17 protein-coding genes and 4 tRNA genes are annotated in these 16,937 nt (G+C 39.9%); 2 read left to right on the top strand and 19 right to left on the bottom strand.

Annotated elements, in window-relative coordinates; genetic code table 11:
- From M2R48_RS18550 to M2R48_RS18460, 19 genes are all read right to left on the bottom strand, one after another.
- Positions 1 to 141, bottom strand: a 141-nt coding sequence (locus M2R48_RS18550; protein ID WP_250621677.1) for a GTP-binding protein, incomplete at its 3' end; no start/stop codon positions are given.
- 144 nt (positions 142 to 285) lie between these two features.
- Positions 286 to 360, bottom strand: a tRNA-Thr gene (locus tag M2R48_RS18545).
- 11 nt (positions 361 to 371) lie between these two features.
- Positions 372 to 447, bottom strand: a tRNA-Gly gene (locus tag M2R48_RS18540).
- Between the two features lie 32 nt (positions 448 to 479).
- A tRNA-Tyr gene (locus M2R48_RS18535) sits at positions 480 to 563 on the bottom strand.
- 53 nt (positions 564 to 616) lie between these two features.
- Positions 617 to 692, bottom strand: a tRNA-Thr gene (locus M2R48_RS18530).
- Between the two features lie 98 nt (positions 693 to 790).
- Positions 791 to 2,284 (bottom strand): anthranilate synthase component I, encoded by a 1,494-nt coding sequence (trpE, locus tag M2R48_RS18525; protein WP_262087097.1) that lies wholly within the window; start codon positions 2,282 to 2,284, stop codon positions 791 to 793.
- Positions 2,285 to 2,414: 130 nt separating this feature from the next.
- Complete coding sequence (locus M2R48_RS18520) at positions 2,415 to 3,083, bottom strand: HAD-IA family hydrolase (protein ID WP_004718496.1); 669 nt, start codon at positions 3,081 to 3,083, stop codon at positions 2,415 to 2,417.
- A gap of 93 nt (positions 3,084 to 3,176) precedes the next feature.
- On the bottom strand, positions 3,177 to 3,899 hold the full coding sequence (locus tag M2R48_RS18515; protein ID WP_262087096.1) for an FHA domain-containing protein: 723 nt from the start codon (positions 3,897 to 3,899) through the stop codon (positions 3,177 to 3,179).
- Positions 3,900 to 4,083: 184 nt separating this feature from the next.
- On the bottom strand, positions 4,084 to 6,330 hold the full coding sequence (gene gspD, locus M2R48_RS18510) for a type II secretion system secretin GspD (protein ID WP_262087094.1): 2,247 nt from the start codon (positions 6,328 to 6,330) through the stop codon (positions 4,084 to 4,086).
- A 41-nt stretch (positions 6,331 to 6,371) separates the two neighbouring features.
- A complete protein-coding gene (locus M2R48_RS18505) occupies positions 6,372 to 7,217 on the bottom strand; it encodes a type II secretion system protein N (RefSeq protein ID WP_004818497.1) in 846 nt (281 codons plus the stop codon).
- Positions 7,217 to 7,960 carry a type II secretion system protein N gene (gene gspN / locus M2R48_RS18500; RefSeq protein WP_262087092.1) on the bottom strand — a complete coding sequence of 248 codons (744 nt, stop codon included), beginning with the start codon at positions 7,958 to 7,960 and terminating at the stop codon, positions 7,217 to 7,219. Before gspN ends, M2R48_RS18505 begins: the two co-directional genes overlap by 1 nt.
- Positions 7,961 to 8,123: 163 nt before the next feature.
- On the bottom strand, positions 8,124 to 8,450 hold the full coding sequence (locus M2R48_RS18495; RefSeq protein WP_262087091.1) for an H-NS histone family protein: 327 nt from the start codon (positions 8,448 to 8,450) through the stop codon (positions 8,124 to 8,126).
- A 225-nt stretch (positions 8,451 to 8,675) separates the two neighbouring features.
- Positions 8,676 to 9,113, bottom strand: a complete 438-nt coding sequence (locus tag M2R48_RS18490; protein WP_034617650.1) for an acyl-CoA thioesterase — start codon at positions 9,111 to 9,113, stop codon at positions 8,676 to 8,678.
- 9 nt (positions 9,114 to 9,122) lie between these two features.
- Positions 9,123 to 10,316 carry a hypothetical protein gene (locus tag M2R48_RS18485; protein WP_056517324.1) on the bottom strand — a complete coding sequence of 398 codons (1,194 nt, stop codon included), beginning with the start codon at positions 10,314 to 10,316 and terminating at the stop codon, positions 9,123 to 9,125.
- A 4-nt stretch (positions 10,317 to 10,320) separates the two neighbouring features.
- Positions 10,321 to 11,151 carry a hypothetical protein gene (locus M2R48_RS18480; RefSeq protein ID WP_004718512.1) on the bottom strand — a complete coding sequence of 277 codons (831 nt, stop codon included), beginning with the start codon at positions 11,149 to 11,151 and terminating at the stop codon, positions 10,321 to 10,323.
- Positions 11,148 to 11,930, bottom strand: a complete 783-nt coding sequence (locus M2R48_RS18475; RefSeq protein WP_262087089.1) for a uroporphyrinogen-III synthase — start codon at positions 11,928 to 11,930, stop codon at positions 11,148 to 11,150. Before M2R48_RS18475 ends, M2R48_RS18480 begins: the two co-directional genes overlap by 4 nt.
- Positions 11,931 to 11,943: 13 nt before the next feature.
- Positions 11,944 to 12,867 carry a hydroxymethylbilane synthase gene (gene hemC / locus M2R48_RS18470; RefSeq protein ID WP_244015944.1) on the bottom strand — a complete coding sequence of 308 codons (924 nt, stop codon included), beginning with the start codon at positions 12,865 to 12,867 and terminating at the stop codon, positions 11,944 to 11,946.
- 96 nt (positions 12,868 to 12,963) lie between these two features.
- A complete protein-coding gene (locus M2R48_RS18465; RefSeq protein ID WP_004818489.1) occupies positions 12,964 to 13,701 on the bottom strand; it encodes a LytR/AlgR family response regulator transcription factor in 738 nt (245 codons plus the stop codon).
- Between the two features lie 49 nt (positions 13,702 to 13,750).
- A complete protein-coding gene (locus tag M2R48_RS18460) occupies positions 13,751 to 14,911 on the bottom strand; it encodes a sensor histidine kinase (protein ID WP_410004169.1) in 1,161 nt (386 codons plus the stop codon).
- Here M2R48_RS18460 and argH point away from each other — a divergent pair.
- Positions 14,902 to 16,332, top strand: coding sequence for an argininosuccinate lyase (argH, locus tag M2R48_RS18455; RefSeq protein ID WP_004718519.1), 1,431 nt, complete (start codon positions 14,902 to 14,904; stop codon positions 16,330 to 16,332). The two genes, M2R48_RS18460 and argH, sit on opposite strands and share 10 nt — an antisense overlap.
- 11 nt (positions 16,333 to 16,343) lie before the next feature.
- Complete coding sequence (locus M2R48_RS18450; protein WP_004818487.1) at positions 16,344 to 16,613, top strand: oxidative damage protection protein; 270 nt, start codon at positions 16,344 to 16,346, stop codon at positions 16,611 to 16,613.
- Positions 16,614 to 16,937: the final 324 nt, after the last annotated feature.

Here is a 16,937-nt window from a genome sequence, read left to right as displayed (position 1 = left end):
GTAGTCTTTAGCTTCACCGCCGTAAGTTTTTGCACAAATTGTTGCAATTGCAGCAGTTAAAGTTGTTTTACCATGGTCGACGTGACCAATTGTACCCACGTTTACGTGTGGCTTATTACGTTCAAACTTAGCCTTAGCCATTTGCTCTTCCTCGTTTATGTCGAACACGAGTTAAACAACTCAGCATCGACAATCGTCTAAAAAACTAGACACCTAATACTTGAAAAGCAGACTAATAAGCCTGCTTTTGAGAAACTGGTGTAGAATAATCTACCAAATTGTATCTGGAGCTCTTATCGAGATTTGAACTCGAGACCTCTCCCTTACCAAGGGAGTGCTCTACCACTGAGCTATAAGAGCATCATCTTCGATGGAGCGGGAGACGAGGGTCGAACTCGCGACATGTAGCTTGGAAGGCTACCGCTCTACCAACTGAGCTACTCCCGCTTAATGTTGGTAATTACCACTTATCGAAGTAATGGTGGTGAGAGAAGGATTCGAACCTTCGAAACTTTCGTGGCAGAGTTACAGTCTGCTCCCTTTGACCGCTCGGGAATCTCACCTTTACACTTACTTTCAGTGTCGTTCTTCAACATTATAACACAAAACCTTAAGATGGTGCCGGCACACGGATTCGAACTGTGGACCTACTGATTACAAGTCAGTTGCTCTACCAACTGAGCTATGCCGGCGTTTCTTAGTGTTTCGTACGTTTCGTATCGGAACGGTGTGCAGTTTAGCAAAACTCAGAATCCTTGCAAGTGTTTTTTGCAAAAAAAACCTCAAAAACTCATAAAATCAATCCGTTTGACGATAATTCAACCGCTTTGATCACTGCGCGAGCTTTTATTTGGGTTTCATTCCACTCTGATTCAGGATTTGAGTCAACAACTAACCCTGCGCCAGCCTGCACATAGACCTTATTTTCACGAATAACACAGGTTCTGATCGCAATTGACATGTCCATTTCGCCATGCCAGCCCAAATAACCCACTGCACCACCAAAAATTCCACGTTTTACCGGCTCAACTTCGTCAATAATTTCCATTGCACGAATCTTTGGGGCACCTGAAAGCGTGCCTGCTGGAAAAGTTGCCTTAAAAACATCCAAAGCATCGACATCATCCAATACTTCACCTTGTACATTGGAAACAATATGCATGACATGTGAATAACGTTCGATCACCATTTGATCAGTCACTTGCACTCTACCGATTTTCGAGACACGCCCCACATCATTACGGCCTAAATCAATCAGCATTAAATGTTCCGCAATCTCTTTTTCATCGGAAAGCAAATCTTTTTCAAGCGCCAAATCTTCTTCTTTGGTTTTTCCTCGCGGACGTGTACCTGCAAGCGGACGTACAGTCGCGATCCCATTTTCGAGTCGAGAAAGAATTTCCGGTGAAGAACCTACGATATGGAACGGCTTTTGATCTAAAAGGGTCTGCCCTTGTACCAAAAATAAATACGGTGATGGATTGAGATGTCGTAATGCGCGATAAACCTGTAAAGGCTCACCATCAAAATCCGACACCATACGATGCCCAGGAACAACTTGCATCACATCACCAGCACGGATGTATTCTTTAACTTTCTCAATTGACTCAAGGAATTTGTCATGCCCAGTCAATGACTCAAAATGCGGAGCGGTATGTTTTTTAGCAACCAAGCTGATTGGCATAGCCAATAATGCCTCAATCTCATCCAGCTGTTGCTGAGCCTTGGCATAAGCCTCTGTATCATTAACATCTGCATGTACGATTAAAAACAAAGTATCTTTTAAGTTATCAAATACAATGACGGTTTTAGACAACATCATCCATAAGTCTGGCAGTCCAACGGGATCCGCCTCAGGCACATTCTTTAACCTTGGCTCAATATAACGTACTGCATCATAACCAAAGTAGCCCACCAAGCCGCCAGTAAAATTAGGCAGTGCGGGTAAATCTTGTTGGGTGGGTACTTTAAACTGCGCTTGAAAATCACGGATATATTGAAAGGGATCTGCACATGGCTGGGTATCTATCGAGCCATCTACCGATTTGATCGTAAGCTGTCCTGCATTACAGGAAAATACGATTGATTCACCCAGTCCAATAATTGAATATCTTGCCCAGTTTTCGCCACCTTCGACAGATTCAAAAAGATAAGCTTGTTGATGCTGTTTTAAACGTGCGAATACAGACAATGGCGTATCTGTATCGGCTAAGCGTTGGCGGTATACAGGGATAAGGTTATAACCCGCTGATTTTAGTTGTTCAAATTGCGCTAAGGTTGTCATCAGGAATTCTCTCTATTTTCGATAATACTAAGTATGGATGTCTCTGCATTTCACTTAGTGACGCCATCGAAAAGTGCGTTTGCTATTCATTCCTCTTCCCTTTTTTCGCAACAATTTAAATATACAGGTGTTAAGCCAAAAGCTCTGTTAAATCATCCACCACTTGTTGTGGCTGACAGAGTTGAATATCTTCACCGTGATTATAACCATAGCTGACCACAATACAATCAACCTCTGCACGGCGTGCAGCCTCGACATCATTACTTGAATCGCCAATCATCAAGGTTTTGTCCGTTGATGACTGATAAGTTTCAACACAATACAACAATGGTTTTGGATGAGGTTTGCGCACTTCAAAACGATCACCACCTATTACATCGACAAAATAGTGATCCATTTGCAATTCTTCTAGAATTTTTCGTGCAGGCTGTTCTGGTTTATTGGTCACACAAATCAATTTCTTATTGTTTTCAATTCCCCACTCTAAAAATTCTAAAATTCCAGAGAATGGTTTGGTATCAACACAAGGCTCTGCATTGTAAATTTCCAAGAATGTATCCAAAAGCTGTTGATGCAGTACAGGATCCACCTCACCCTTTAAATACTTCAATGTACTTTCACAAAATAATGAGGTGCCTTTACCAATCCAAACCCGAACCTGTTGTTCAGTGACTTGGGGTAAGTTCAAACGCGCTAGACTTAAGTTCATGGCACGATATAAATCAAATGCTGAATCAACCAAGGTCCCATCCAAATCAAATAAAATCAGTTCGCGTTGGTCTAGCTTTGCCACATTCATGATTTACACCTAAATCGAGTTTTAATTTTAAAAACGAAAATACAAAAAACAAAGGCATGCGATTGCATGCCTTGAGTGTAGCGCATTCGCAAATTATTTAAACAATAGCCATGCAATAATTGCCAAAATGATCAAAATCACCAGTGTTGCCAAACCTAACTTTGCATTTTTCTGGGTTTCGACGTGTTCTTCTGCAACAATCTCAGGTGCTTTAACCTGCTCTACTTTTGGCTGTGTAGCCGCATAAATATCCACACCTTCTGGAATTGGCGCAGGTTTAGGGATTGCTACACCAGACGGCATACCTTCACGGTTGATTTGCACACTGCTATCTCGTTCTGAAAGCTCAGGCATGCCCTGTTCATTCATCTGATCTGCCACTGTACGTTCTACTGGGGCAGCTGGTTTAATTTCAGCAGTCGCCACAGCCTCAGCAGGTTGTTGAACTGGCGTTTCTACTGGAACTACAACCGGTTGAACTTCGACCTCAGGCGCTGCCTGTTCAGTTTGCAAAACAACAGGTTTTACCGGTGCAAGTACATTAAATTTAACACTGGCAAATTGAACAATATCACCATCCATCAACAGTTTATCTTGATCGATACGGATATCATTCACAAAAGTACCATTGGATGACTTTAGATCTTGAACCCAAAGCGCATCTTCTTTTAATAAGAATGCAGCATGGCGACGTGAAATTTCCGCAGCTTGCAATAACAGGTCTGCATCTTGATGGCGTCCAACCAGCATATCACGGTCAATCGTGACTTCCTGCCCTTCTAACTCACCTGTAATTGCTTGTAATTTCCAAGTCATGATTATCTTCCCATTCTAATTCAAGTCTATCTTAGCATGACATTTCTACAGTGCTAAATCAGCGTAAAACCAAGCTTTATGTTGCCCACGCCACAACAGAACACACCACAATACTTTAACAAGCTATTTTAAATATCAAATAAAGCATGCGATTAGAAGCACTTGTTACGCGAAGCCCACAATGCTACTGCTTGCGGATATCATTTGGTTCCTCTGCAACAGGTGTAGTCACCGCATTGCCTTGTACTGCACCTGTCTTGGCACCTGTAGGCACTTTTTGATACTGACTTGATGGTTGTGCTGTCGGTTGCGGTTGTACTAGCTTAGGCTGCGAACTTGGTGTGGAGTTAATTGGCAGTCGTTGCTGAAAAACATCATCTACATTGGCTGGGAGTTTAGCAAAGTTACCATCTTTATCCATCGCCAATTGCAGACTATACAGCTGATCATAACGTTGTTGAGATACACGACGTATATCAGCGTTATCACCAATTATCGTTGGATGGATAAACACCAATAAGTTACGTTTAGCATTTGATTTGCCTTCCGCTCTAAATAAACGGCCTAAGCCAGGGATATCACCCAAGAAGGGTATAGATTGGCGTGTATGGGCAGTATCATCTGAAATCAAGCCACCTAACACCACGGTTTGCCCATGATCTGCAAGCACAGAGGTCTTGATAGAGCGTTTACTGGTGACCAAATCTGTTGCCTGCCCTTTATTTTCGGCGACTGCAGAGACTTCTTGTTCTACCTCTAAACGAATCGAACCGCCCTCACCAATATGCGGAATTACCTTTAAGGTCACCCCCACATCCTTACGTTCAATTGAGGTATATGGATTGACAGTGCCTCCTGTCCCAGTACTGACTGAACCTGTAACAAATGGAACGTTTTGACCAACGACAATATACGCTTCTTCATTATCCATTGTGACAATCGATGGCGTAGATAATAAATTTGACTTGGTGTTGGCTTTTAAAGCCTGAATCACTGCACCATATAATTTACGAGAACCATCAGCACCTTCTCTATAATCCCCTAAAATCAGAGATGTACCTGCACCAACAGCACTACCTAAACCAGCCGCCCCACCTGACAGATAGCCTGCTGCCAATTTAGATAAACTTGTACCCACATTTGAAAAATTGACAACACCCACACCACTACTTAGATCACCCATTGCCCATTGCACACCAAGTTGATCAGTATCATTACCCTCAACCTCAATAATCGTCGCTTCAATCAATACTTGTTGACGACGGACATCAAGCTGTTGGATCGCCGCTTCTATTTCGCGCATCAGTTGTGGCTCAGCTTTAACCACCAACGCATTTTGAGCACCATCTGCAATAATACTCACACCATTGGCATTAAAACTGGTGATATTATTTTGATTATTGTTATTTGAGTTGCTGTTTAAATTAATTGCTGGTGTTGAAATACTGCTTCCAGTGCTTGAGCCGGTATTCGATGATGAATTGTTATTATTAAAACTGTTGCTATTGCTGTTGTTAGAACTACTATTAGAAGAATTATTTGAACTAGAATTGACTGCCTGACCTGTGACTAAGCCTTGTAAAATTTCAGATAAATTCTTTGCACTGGCATATTTTAATTTAAAGACTTTAAGACCACCTAAACGATCCGCAGATGGTACATCCAACATTTCAATCATATTGCGGATACGTTTACGCGTACCTGTATCCCCTTTAATCAAAATACGGTTGGTCCGTGCATCAGCAATAATACGAACCCGTGCCCCAGCAAAGTCTTTCGATGCGCCTGTCGAACTCATGGCATCCAACTGCTTAATGATCTCTTCAGCTTGACTCTGTTGTAAAGGAACAGCTTCAATATCATTTTGCCCAGTACCATCCAAGTTGCGAATAATGGTTTCAAGTTGATAAATATTCGCTGCACGATCAGACACAATTAACGCATTGGTGCCTTGTATTGCCGCCAAATGCGCAAATTGTGGCATTAATGGGCGTAATGCTGGGATCAAATCATTGGGGTTGGTATTTTCCAACCAAATCACCCGTGTTACAACCTGATCACCACGTGCATTATTGCGTGGGTCATAAGGTACACCCGAGTTTTTTACATTACTGTCTGGTACCAAGCGAATGGTATTCCCCGATGGAATAGCCACCACACCATTGACATTCAGCACCCCTAAAAATAGGTCATAAACTTCATTTTTATTTAGAGGTTTATTTGAAATAACCGTGACATTGCCACGTACACGGGGATCGACCGCAAAATTTTTGCCCGTAATATCTGCAACTTCGTTGATAAAAGCCGTGAGATCAGCATCGCGTAAGTTAATTTTCCACGTCTGTGCATGTGCTGCTGTACTGACCGCAACCATCATTGGTGCCGCTGCAACTAAAGCCCAAAGTGGTCGATTGTGATTCAAAAAAGCCATAACTTATTATCTATCCTAATTTTATTTGTAGTCCTAGCCACTTACAAACTTTGCTGAATGGTCATCACTTGATCACCACGCTTAATTTCAATTTTTACTTTGCCATCACGCTTTGCTTGTTCTAGCAGCTGAACATCACTCTGTCCTTGACCTACTGATTGTCCATTGAGTGAAAGAATACGATCTCCAGATCTTAATCCCAGTTTATTTCGGAGCGCTGCGGGGGTCTGATCTGTCACTTCATAGCCTTGACCGCCACTTGCGTTAACCCCCATGTTCTTTAGGTATTCGTCCCGATTTTCATTCATCTTCTCAATCGCCTGCCCTAAAGCATTTTGGCTTGAATTTTGTTGTGGCGATGGCACAGGATTACTTGCTGGCGGGCTGGTATTTTGATCTGTCGATTGCCCTGGCATAGGCTGATACAAACTATCCAGCCCGGTAAAACGTAACTCTTTACTGTTATTTCCATTTTGACTTAAAACAATATGATCCCAATATACTTCGGATAACTGATAACTGGTACCCTCAATTGGATCACCCACCGCATAACGATCTGCTGTTTCTTTGACTTTAATCACCGCTGAAGAGAAACGCGCAGGATAACTCACAACTACACCTTGCAAGACCATCGGAATACTGTCATCTGCTGTCGCACTAGAACCCACTTCCTCAAACAATGAAAAGCTTGAAATATTGGGCACTTGGATTTGTTGTGAACCTAGACTCACTTGCTCTGGTTGCATGACTTGTGGCGGTGCAACCACCCACCAAAAAATCGAAGCCAGTTTCCAGCACAATGCTAAAATTAAAAGAAATAAAACAACAGGTGCAAGGTGCTCTGTTTTTTTCCAAGAAATATTTTCAAAGCGTTCTTTTATATTCATTAGAAACCACCTTGAATGAGTGGTTGTCTAGAACTAATCACAAAAGTATCTAAACCAGCCTTTCCATCATAGGAAGGCACATTGAGTAACATGCGTTGGGTTAATTGCACATCTAACATCATGGTTGGATCTATGCTGATATTGGCCATCTTCTGGCTACGTTGATCTTGTATATCCAAAATCAGTTTACCCGCCTCATCTTTAAGTTTTGCATTTAAAGACGGGATATTCATTTGATCTTGACGCTGTCCAAAAGTATAACCAAGCTCACCACCACCCCAATGCAATTGACCATCTACATCACTAAATCCAGTGTCTTTTTTAAAACGTAGGGTCATATCTGAAATTTGAATTGCATTCGCTGGCCACTGCCAATTTGCAATATTCTTTAAAGTTTCTGGTGCAATCTGACCTTGCATCTGATTAATAATTATTTTTTTACCAATACCATAACCGACAACCCCATTGAGCTGAGTTTGCCCACTATGCACTTCAACATTTGCGCCCACACGTAATAAAATCAGATCCCACGGGCGTGTTCTCCACGAAACGGAACCACGTAAATTACCCTTGCGCCAATCTGCTTGCCCTTGCCAAATATTTCCACTGACATTTTGTAAGGTTTGATTGTTCTTATAAAATTTAGAAATCAGCCATGTTGCAGGGACTTGCAAAAGTACAAAAATTAAAAAAGCGACAACTCCAGTAATCCACCACGTGATCTGTTTTGATTTTTTATTCATTCATCTTTACCATCATTCATTTATTCTTCCATGCAAGATGATGCCCTCTTGTTTATACATTATGCATAATTTTTGCATAACGCCAATTCACTCGTATAAAAAAACCAAGCAGATTTGCTTGGTTCTTTGATTTTAAGGTCTTTGAATGACACTTAGATGAAGATTAGATCAAGAAATCTTCTAATTTTGCACCTTTTTCGATTTCTGCAACCAACCAACGTGGTTGTTTACCGCGCCCAGTCCAAGTTTCAGAAGTATCTTTTTTATTGCGGTAACGCGGCTCAACAGCTTTACGCGTTGTCTTTTTACGCTTTTGCGCGCCGTACTCAATAAACTGTTCTAAAGTTAAACCAGCAGATTGCGCAATTTCAATAATTTTATTATAGGCATCTTCAATTGCTTGGTCTTTTTTACTTTCAATTAAAGCTTCTGCTTCAGCTGTTAACTTTCTTAACTCTTCAACCGATAAATTACTAATATCAGGCATCATTAACTCTCCACGTAAATTTCTTAATACTTATTTAAAATAACTTCATAGCAATAGTATTTTCATTTATTCCAATAAGCAATACATATATTCCCCAATAAACACATAAAACAACAAAAAGATTATTATAATTACCTCAAAGCGCTTATTTTTAACATCAAAATAAAGCGAATGCAAAAGAATATGCTGTCTTATGTTTTAAATATAATGATGATAACTGAGGCATTTTTATGTATTTTTCAAATCATTATGCACTGTTGCTTCTAAATCAATTATAATTTTTCGCAACTGTTGGGGAATTAATGCTTTTTTCATCGCTACTTTATCGACAAAAACAATAACTGCTTCTCCGTCCGCCACAATCTGCTGTTGTTGCTGACTGAATAATACATAATGCATGCGTATAGCACTATTTCTCATTTCTTCTACCCGCGCACCAATATGTAGCACATCAGGATAAAATACAGGTTTTAAATATTTGCATTGACTTGAGGCAACCACAGTTAAAACATCTTGGTCAAATACATTTAAACGATCAAAATATTCAATACGTGCACTCTCAATATAACGATAATACATCACATTATTTACATGACCAAAAGCGTCCATATCGCCCCATGCAACCTTTTGCTCATAAACGATCGGGAATTGTGTCAATGGATTCATGCTGGGTTCTCAAATTTTAAATTGAATATAATTGCTATCTTTTTCAAAAATTGAATTCAATTGTTGAATTAATTCATCATTTCCATTTAAAGTGGACTTGATTCTTAAATAATTCATTAGAATATCATTTGGATATAATGACAGAAGTTGATCTGCTTCATATTCCCGCTGTGTTGCAATATATATATGCCATTTAGCAAAGCAAAAAACAGGAATGTTCATATATTTAGATTCAAGATTTATAATCTGTTGCTCTAAATATTCATAATCTGGATTCTGTCTAAGCAACTGTTGCTGGAACCATAAGTGGAACACATCTTGGTCAAATTTTTCATTAAGTATTTGAATCACCAGCTGCTGCTGTTGCTGAGCAAGTTCAGGTAAGCGGGTAATAATTTTTAGCCAAAGCACTTTTGTCTCATAAGGCATTTGATCGAGTTGCGGTTCTATCTCTAAAAATTTTTGCTGTAATAGTTCAGTATCTTCAAAACTTGCTTGGTCATAACAACCCAAAAGCTGTATTAACCATTGCTGTTTAGTCGCAGTTTCTAATTGTCCGAATTGAGTTGAGTGTAAATATTGCCACGGATATTGTAGGGCGAATTGTCCCCATAATTTTTGCACGGACAATTTATAACTTTCTGAAAGTTGATTCAGCCACGGCGAAAGCTCATGTCCATTTAAAAACTCTAAATGGGTCAGCGCTTGCTGACTGTCTTGTTGGGCCAAATAAATTTCGATACGTAAAATTTCCGCCAATTCAAAAGCGGATGGAGAGCTGTGTTCTAAAGCGTTTAATGCTTCTGAATAATGCAGTTGTTTGAGTAATAAACGGGATTGCACAATCGGCTTTAATAAACCAGATTGATCAAAAATCGTTTGAATCACCTGCTCTTGTTCATCTTCACCATCTAATAACCACAATACACCAAACTGTTCAAATGGGTGCAAGGTGCTAAAACTCAGTACTTGTTCTAATTTTCTTTTTTCTCGGCGGATATAACGATTGAGGAAATACCATGCCACATGCATCAAAAAACTGATGCCAACGCCAGCAAATGTTAAGAACCATAAATTGGTTTGAACTTGAATATTGTGCCAGAGCACATAGACATAACCCGAGCCTGCGGTATAACTCAATACACTCAGTACAGCCAGAATAATCAGGCTAATAAAGGCATAGATCAGAAAAATATGTTTCATCGATCTACCCCAAAACAGCCAAGCTATTCAGCTTAGGAATCGGCGGCTGCGATGTTTGCTTCATTTTTAATATTTTTTGCTTAATCTTCTGACTAGCAGCATCGGGTAATATATCCAACTGTTGAATCATTTGATTCAGCATCTCTTGGTATTCAGCAGTTTGCCCTTTGACTAATAATTGTTGCGCCAGTAATAATCTTAATTGGACTTCTTTTAAAATAAATTTACGGTTTGCCAATGCAGGCGTGTTTGTTTCAACAATATCGACTTGAAACCATTTTTCCCAAAAGTATTGCGACTGATCTTGATCTGGTTTTAGTTGATTATTTTTCAATTCGGTGATGAGTGCTTGATCAACTTGTTTAAGTAAAGCCTCTAGTTGATCTCGCTGGGCATTTCGTTCAATCACAAAGTGTTGAATACTCTGTATATCTTGCGCAATGGTTTGATGTAGGCTTTGTTTTACTGCATCTGCCAACGCATACTGATCTAAAGATTGATTTAACTGAGTAAGATGCTCAAGTGCATACACAAACTGTTGTTGTTGCATAGCAAATTGCACCAACTCTAGTTGCTGTTTAACCACTACACTGGGATGAATACCAGCAATAGGCGTTTGAATCGAAGCGGTTTTCTTTGCCACCTCTTGAGTCGGTTCATCTGTTTGTCGTTTTACTGCCACCAATTGATCATTCAAACTGGCATTCTTTTGTTCACTTTTATGCAGCGTTTGTTGAATATCATTGAGTTGTTGTGAAACATGATAGAAGTTATAACTCAGCTTAACGAGCCATCCTAAAGCGATCAACAATAAGACATAAATAAACTTCTTCATAACTTCCTTTGCAACTGCACTATGGTTTGTAGAATGGTTTCTGGCGCTAAATTTGAAATTTGAGTGCTATTCAAACAGGCCTGAGCTGCATTTTTACCATGTCTTAATAATTGATACAAACGCTCACCCAAAACTAAATAATGACAAGCACTCACGATCTCTTGATGATCTCGGGTCAAAGCCAGCCAATTGTGCCAACTGGCTTCACTGCTGATACAACTCCAATAGGGCTTTTCAAATTGCTCAATTTTGCTCACAAAATCTAAAAATTGTGCCTGAGTTTGTTGAGGAAATGCACGGTCATATAGAATAAAGTTTAAAACATCAATATGACGCGCTTGGCATTGTTGCATCATAAATTGACGCCCACCTTCACCACGCCAAAACGCAATTCTCTTGAGCTCTTTTACCTGATTAAACAGCGGTAAGCTTAACATGCCTTCGGATGTTTCCACCGCAGGAACATGGCTTTCCACCCCATAATCTAAGAGTCGTTGCGCAGTTTTTTTCCCTACAGCAATCCACTGAATATGCTGGATCTGTGCAAGCGACAAACCCGATTGCTGAAGATATTGCATACCAATCTCAACAGCTGTAGGACTGACCACAACAATAATTTGAGTCGATAACAGCTGTAAATAAAGTTGTTGTAATGTGTTGTTATATGGACGTGGTGTTAATGCCAATAATGGCAGATCAACCACGTCAAAACCTGACTGGCGCAGACATTGGGTTAATGGCTGAGCCCGATCGATGGGACGCGTATTAATAAATAGCATTGAAGCCTAAAAACTAAGCTTGATAAAGTGCTTTGAGTATTTCTCCAGCACCTTGTTTAAGTAGGTTTTGTGCAAGTTGCACACCTAACTGCTCTGCTTGATCTGGCGTACCACTGACTTGGCTACATAATAGCGTTTGGCCGTCCGCACTCCCTACACGCCCTTCCAAAGACAATGTTTGATCCTTCAATGTGGCAAAACCTGCGATAGGCACTTGGCAGCCACCTTCTAGATAAGCATTAAAAGCACGTTCAGCACGAACACAGGCATTGGTTTCAACATGCATTAATGGCATGATTAAATCCAAAATCTCTTGATCAGCTGAGCGGCACTCTAAACCCAGTGCACCTTGGCCTACCGCGGGTAAGCTAATTTCTGCTGGTAGTGTATGACGAATACGGTCTGAGAGTTCTAAGCGTTTTAAGCCTGCACTGGCAAGGATGATGGCATCATATTGACCTGCATCCAGTTTGGATAAGCGTGTTCCAACATTGCCACGTAAATCAATCACATTTAAATCAGGGCGCTGTTTTAAAATCTGACATTTACGGCGTAAGCTCGATGTGCCAAGTGTTGCGCCTTGTGGTAAATCATCAAACTTTGCATAATGGTTAGAAACAAAAGCATCAAAAGGGTCTTCACGCTCACAAATGACCGCAAGCTCCAAACCTTCTGGTAATTGCATCGGCACATCTTTCATGGAATGAACGGCTAGATCTGCACGACCATCCATTAAAGCAGCTTCTAATTCTTTGACAAATAAGCCTTTACCACCAATTTTGGCCAAAGGTGTATCTAAAATTTTGTCACCTTGGGTTACAAAGGTAACCAATTCTACTTTTACATGCGCGTGTAATTGCTCTAAACGATCACGAATATGCTCAGCCTGCCACATTGCGAGCGGGCTCTGGCGAGTTGCTATTTTCAAGGTTTTCATCATTTCAGCTTTGCCAAACTTTTAAACACTCTAAACTTACTCTGCAATCGTAAAAATGCAAGTAAATTATCAAAATGATTTAAGCTTCCCATCAAACTATAAATTCTGCATCCGTTCGCGCAGTAACGGTAAGTGACGACGACTGACTGCCAAACGCTCGTCTAACTCACGGCATCGTACCTGATACTGACCGGAGGACACCATTTCCAACCCATCCAAATAATCTAGAGAAATTAAAGCATTACGATGAATACGAATAAATCGATCTGCGAACTCTGTTTCTAAATCTTTGAGCGTTTCATCAATAAGCACACTGCCATTTTTATGGCGCACGGTGACATATTTTTGATCTGCTAAAAAATAGTAAATATTTTCAACAGGAATTAGCTCCAAACCTCGATAGGTTTTTGCAGCAATTTGCTGTCTTTGCACTTTTTCTTCCATGAGTTCTTTTTTTTCTAGGTGAGTTAATTGAGCTTGAGTCAGTTTAGTGACACTCTCCAAAACCGTTTCCAAATCATCCTTGGCAATTGGTTTTAATAAATATCCTTTTGCTTGAGATTGAATGGCTTGCAAAGCATGTTCATCAAATGCCGTACAAAATACGATTGCTGGCGTCGGATTAAAATGTGCTAAATGCTGCGCACAGCTTAAACCATCCATTTCTGGCATTTGAATATCAAGCAACACCACATCTGGCTCGAACTGCTGAACCATTTCCAATGCCTGTTGACCATGTTGCGCTGTTGCAATAACCTGATGCCCAAGTTGCGACACCAATCGTGATAAGCGTTCCACTGCAAGCGGTTCATCATCACAAATCAGGATGTCCATTGCTCCTCCTTACCCAAATATATCGTCTTTATTTTAATGAATTTCCCAATCATCTATTTTTATACTGATATTGGATTACCATTGTAAATAATCCATTCCCTGCATAATTCCGAAAATAAACAGAATAGCCAAAATGTGCTTTTAGACGCTGTTTTACATTTTCTAAAGCAATTCCATGCCCTTCTCGTACTTTTATTCTATCTTGTAAAAATGGGTTGGTAATGACTATGTTGACTTGATTTTGCAATATTTCAACCAGTATGCCGATCTTGGCATCGATAATCTTTTGCTCAACCCCATGAAAAATACTGTTTTCAATTAAAGGTTGTAAGGTTAATAAGGGAATTTTGACCTGATCTAATAACAGCGGTTGTTGAATATTCCATTCCACATTTAAACGATCTCCCAAACGAATTTGCTCTATTGCAATATATTGTTGAGATAACTGTATTTCTTCTTTTAAGGTCACGAGCTTTAATTCTTGAAAACTGGCTCTAAACAATTTGGATAAATCTATCAGCATTTGTTCAGCTTTATCGGGATCAATCGCAATTAAACTCACCACGCTATTTAAACTATTAAATAAAAAATGTGGATGAATACGTGCTTGCATGGCCTGAATACGCGCATTCAATTCACTGTTTTGCTGCAATACTGCTTGTTCACGGATATACAAGTAGCGTAAACAAAATGCGCCGAGTAATACCCCATAACTGACATGCAAAATAAGATTATGCGAAATGTCTTGCATGGAAATATTTTGTAAAGAAAAATGCGTTCCCCAATAATGAATAATATTTAAAACCAGTGTTGTACACAACACAATCGCCTGTAAAAGGATAAAACTGAATATTGAAATAGATAAATAGGTATATTGCGAGAGCCTTTTTTCAAATACATCCTGAAAAGCTGCAAAGGCCAATAATATCCAATTAATATATAAAATATATTCTAAAACATGCCAAAGATTTAAATTGCCCCATGATTGTGCTTCGGCCAGTGCCAATAAAAAAGCCAACACATTACTAGAGATAAATAATTCGAATAAATACTTGCGGTGCCCCATTTTGCTAAAAAAATAAGACTGATAAAAACCGCGCCCAGATTTTATTGATGAATGATTGCGCTTTACTTCGGCAAGTGAGGCTGAATTTGTTATACTGCGTTTAGTTCTACTGCTTTTTTTCCTACTGAGCCGATATGACCACATCTTCTAATTCCTCTAATCCGTCACAAGCCCAAACTTCAGGCATGTGGGGCGGTCGTTTCTCTGAAGCTACTGATGCCTTTGTTGCTGAATTTACTGCATCAGTTCAATTTGACCAACGCTTTTATAAACAAGATATTGCTGGCTCGATCGCACATGCGACTATGTTAGCAAAAGTTGGTGTCCTTACAGAACAAGAACGTGATGACATTATCAATGGTTTAAACACAATTAAAGCTGAAATTGAAGCAGGTCAATTTGAATGGCGCATTGATTTAGAAGATGTGCACATGAATATCGAATCTCGTTTAACTCAGCGTATCGGAATTGCAGGTAAAAAATTGCATACCGGTCGTAGCCGTAATGACCAAGTTGCCACAGACATCCGTTTATATGTACGTGACGAAATTGATGCGATTTTGACTTTACTGGAAAAATTACAAAAAGGCATCTTGGGCTTAGCAGCGAACAATACTGACACCATCATGCCAGGCTTTACCCATTTACAGACTGCGCAACCTGTGACTTTTGGTCATCATCTGATGGCGTGGTTTGAAATGTTGGTGCGTGACTCTGAGCGTTTAATCGACTGCCGTAAACGTGTCAACCGTATGCCTTTAGGTTCAGCTGCGCTTGCTGGAACAACGTATCCTATTGATCGTGCTTATACTGCGGAACTGTTAAACTTTGAAGCCGTTGCTGAAAATTCTTTAGATGCGGTCTCTGATCGTGACTTTGCAATTGAATTCAATGCTGCTGCATCTTTAATCATGATGCATTTATCACGTATGTCAGAAGAAATGATTCTTTGGACTTCTGCACAATTTAAGTTTGTGAATATCCCTGACCGTTTCTGTACTGGCTCATCGATCATGCCACAAAAGAAAAACCCAGATGTTCCTGAACTGATTCGTGGTAAAACTGGCCGTGTCTATGGCGACTTAATGAGTCTGCTCACCCTCATGAAGGGTCAACCTTTGGCCTATAACAAAGACAACCAAGAAGACAAAGAGCCTTTGTTTGATGCGATTGATACAGTGCGTGGTTCATTGATGGCTTTTGCAGATATGATTCCTGCACTTGTACCAAATATTGAAATCATGCGTGAAGCTGCTTTACGTGGTTTCTCTACTGCAACAGACTTGGCTGATTACCTTGTAAAAAATGGCGTTGCTTTCCGTGATGCACATGAAATCGTAGGTAAAGCCGTGGCTTTAGGTGTGCAAGAATCGAAAGATCTTTCTGAGTTAAGCCTTGAGCAATTACAACAATTCTCAGATTTAATTCAAGCAGATGTGTTTGAAAAAGCATTAACCCTTGAAGCATCTGTCAATGCGCGTAATCATATTGGTGGTACTGCGCCTGCACAGGTTGCTGCTGCAATTGAACGCGCTTATATCCGTTTAGAAAAACTTTATGCATAAGGAGTTTTGATATGACTCGACAAGTATTTTGCCGTAAATATCAAAAAGAGTTAGAAGGTTTAGACTTTGCACCCTTTCCAGGTCCAAAGGGTCAAGTGTTATTTGACACAGTGTCTAAACAAGCTTGGCAAGAATGGTTAAAACACCAAACCACGTTAATCAATGAAAAACGTTTAAACGTGTTTGAACCAGATGCAAAAAAGTTTTTAGAAGAACAGCGTGAAAAATTTTTGGATAATGATCAATCATTGGAAATGGCGGAAGGCTTAAAGCCTGAGTAGTGACCACAGCCTCGCAAGGCAAAAATCCAAAAATGATGTGCATCTTATGCCCATCTAAACAATCCCCGTCAGGGGATTTTTTTATTGCTTCATCGTACTAAATGATCGCGATCACATGAGCTTATAAATTTAATCTTATATATTTACTTTTCCCACGCATAAAAAAAGGAGTCTTGGAGACTCCTATAAAACTTAAAACACGGCAGTGGGTACATGCTGTGCAATCAATATACATTGATGGCATGGCTTAATATTGACCAAAGATACCGAAAACGCTGACCAATCACGACAAATTATAGATTTTACACGACGCATCCAGTTCAT

The sequence above is a fragment of the Acinetobacter sp. I-MWF genome, from assembly GCF_025433935.1.
GTDB classification, from domain to species: domain Bacteria; phylum Pseudomonadota; class Gammaproteobacteria; order Pseudomonadales; family Moraxellaceae; genus Acinetobacter; species Acinetobacter guillouiae.
The sequence above is the reverse complement of the archived record's forward strand: the minus strand, read 5'-3'. Positions and strand labels throughout refer to the sequence as shown.

Bases quoted from the DNA above. Each gene is read 5' to 3' on its own strand.
- gspN (WP_262087092.1), bottom strand. From the start codon at position 7,960: ATGAATAAAAAATCAAAACAGATCACGTGGTGGATTACTGGAGTTGTC.
- M2R48_RS18490 (WP_034617650.1), bottom strand. From the start codon at position 9,113: ATGAATCCATTGACACAATTCCCGATCGTTTATGAGCAAAAGGTTGCA.
- M2R48_RS18480 (WP_004718512.1), bottom strand. From the start codon at position 11,151: ATGAAGAAGTTTATTTATGTCTTATTGTTGATCGCTTTAGGATGGCTC.
- M2R48_RS18465 (WP_004818489.1), bottom strand. From the start codon at position 13,701: ATGGACATCCTGATTTGTGATGATGAACCGCTTGCAGTGGAACGCTTA.
- hemC (WP_244015944.1), bottom strand. From the start codon at position 12,867: ATGAAAACCTTGAAAATAGCAACTCGCCAGAGCCCGCTCGCAATGTGG.
- M2R48_RS18485 (WP_056517324.1), bottom strand. From the start codon at position 10,316: ATGAAACATATTTTTCTGATCTATGCCTTTATTAGCCTGATTATTCTG.
- M2R48_RS18520 (WP_004718496.1), bottom strand. From the start codon at position 3,083: ATGAATGTGGCAAAGCTAGACCAACGCGAACTGATTTTATTTGATTTG.
- M2R48_RS18460 (WP_410004169.1), bottom strand. From the start codon at position 14,911: ATGTGGTCATATCGGCTCAGTAGGAAAAAAAGCAGTAGAACTAAACGC.
- M2R48_RS18515 (WP_262087096.1), bottom strand. From the start codon at position 3,899: ATGACTTGGAAATTACAAGCAATTACAGGTGAGTTAGAAGGGCAGGAA.
- M2R48_RS18505 (WP_004818497.1), bottom strand. From the start codon at position 7,217: ATGAATATAAAAGAACGCTTTGAAAATATTTCTTGGAAAAAAACAGAG.
- M2R48_RS18495 (WP_262087091.1), bottom strand. From the start codon at position 8,450: ATGATGCCTGATATTAGTAATTTATCGGTTGAAGAGTTAAGAAAGTTA.
- argH (WP_004718519.1), top strand. From the start codon at position 14,902: ATGACCACATCTTCTAATTCCTCTAATCCGTCACAAGCCCAAACTTCA.
- gspD (WP_262087094.1), bottom strand. From the start codon at position 6,330: ATGGCTTTTTTGAATCACAATCGACCACTTTGGGCTTTAGTTGCAGCG.
- M2R48_RS18475 (WP_262087089.1), bottom strand. From the start codon at position 11,930: ATGCTATTTATTAATACGCGTCCCATCGATCGGGCTCAGCCATTAACC.
- trpE (WP_262087097.1), bottom strand. From the start codon at position 2,284: ATGACAACCTTAGCGCAATTTGAACAACTAAAATCAGCGGGTTATAAC.
- M2R48_RS18450 (WP_004818487.1), top strand. From the start codon at position 16,344: ATGACTCGACAAGTATTTTGCCGTAAATATCAAAAAGAGTTAGAAGGT.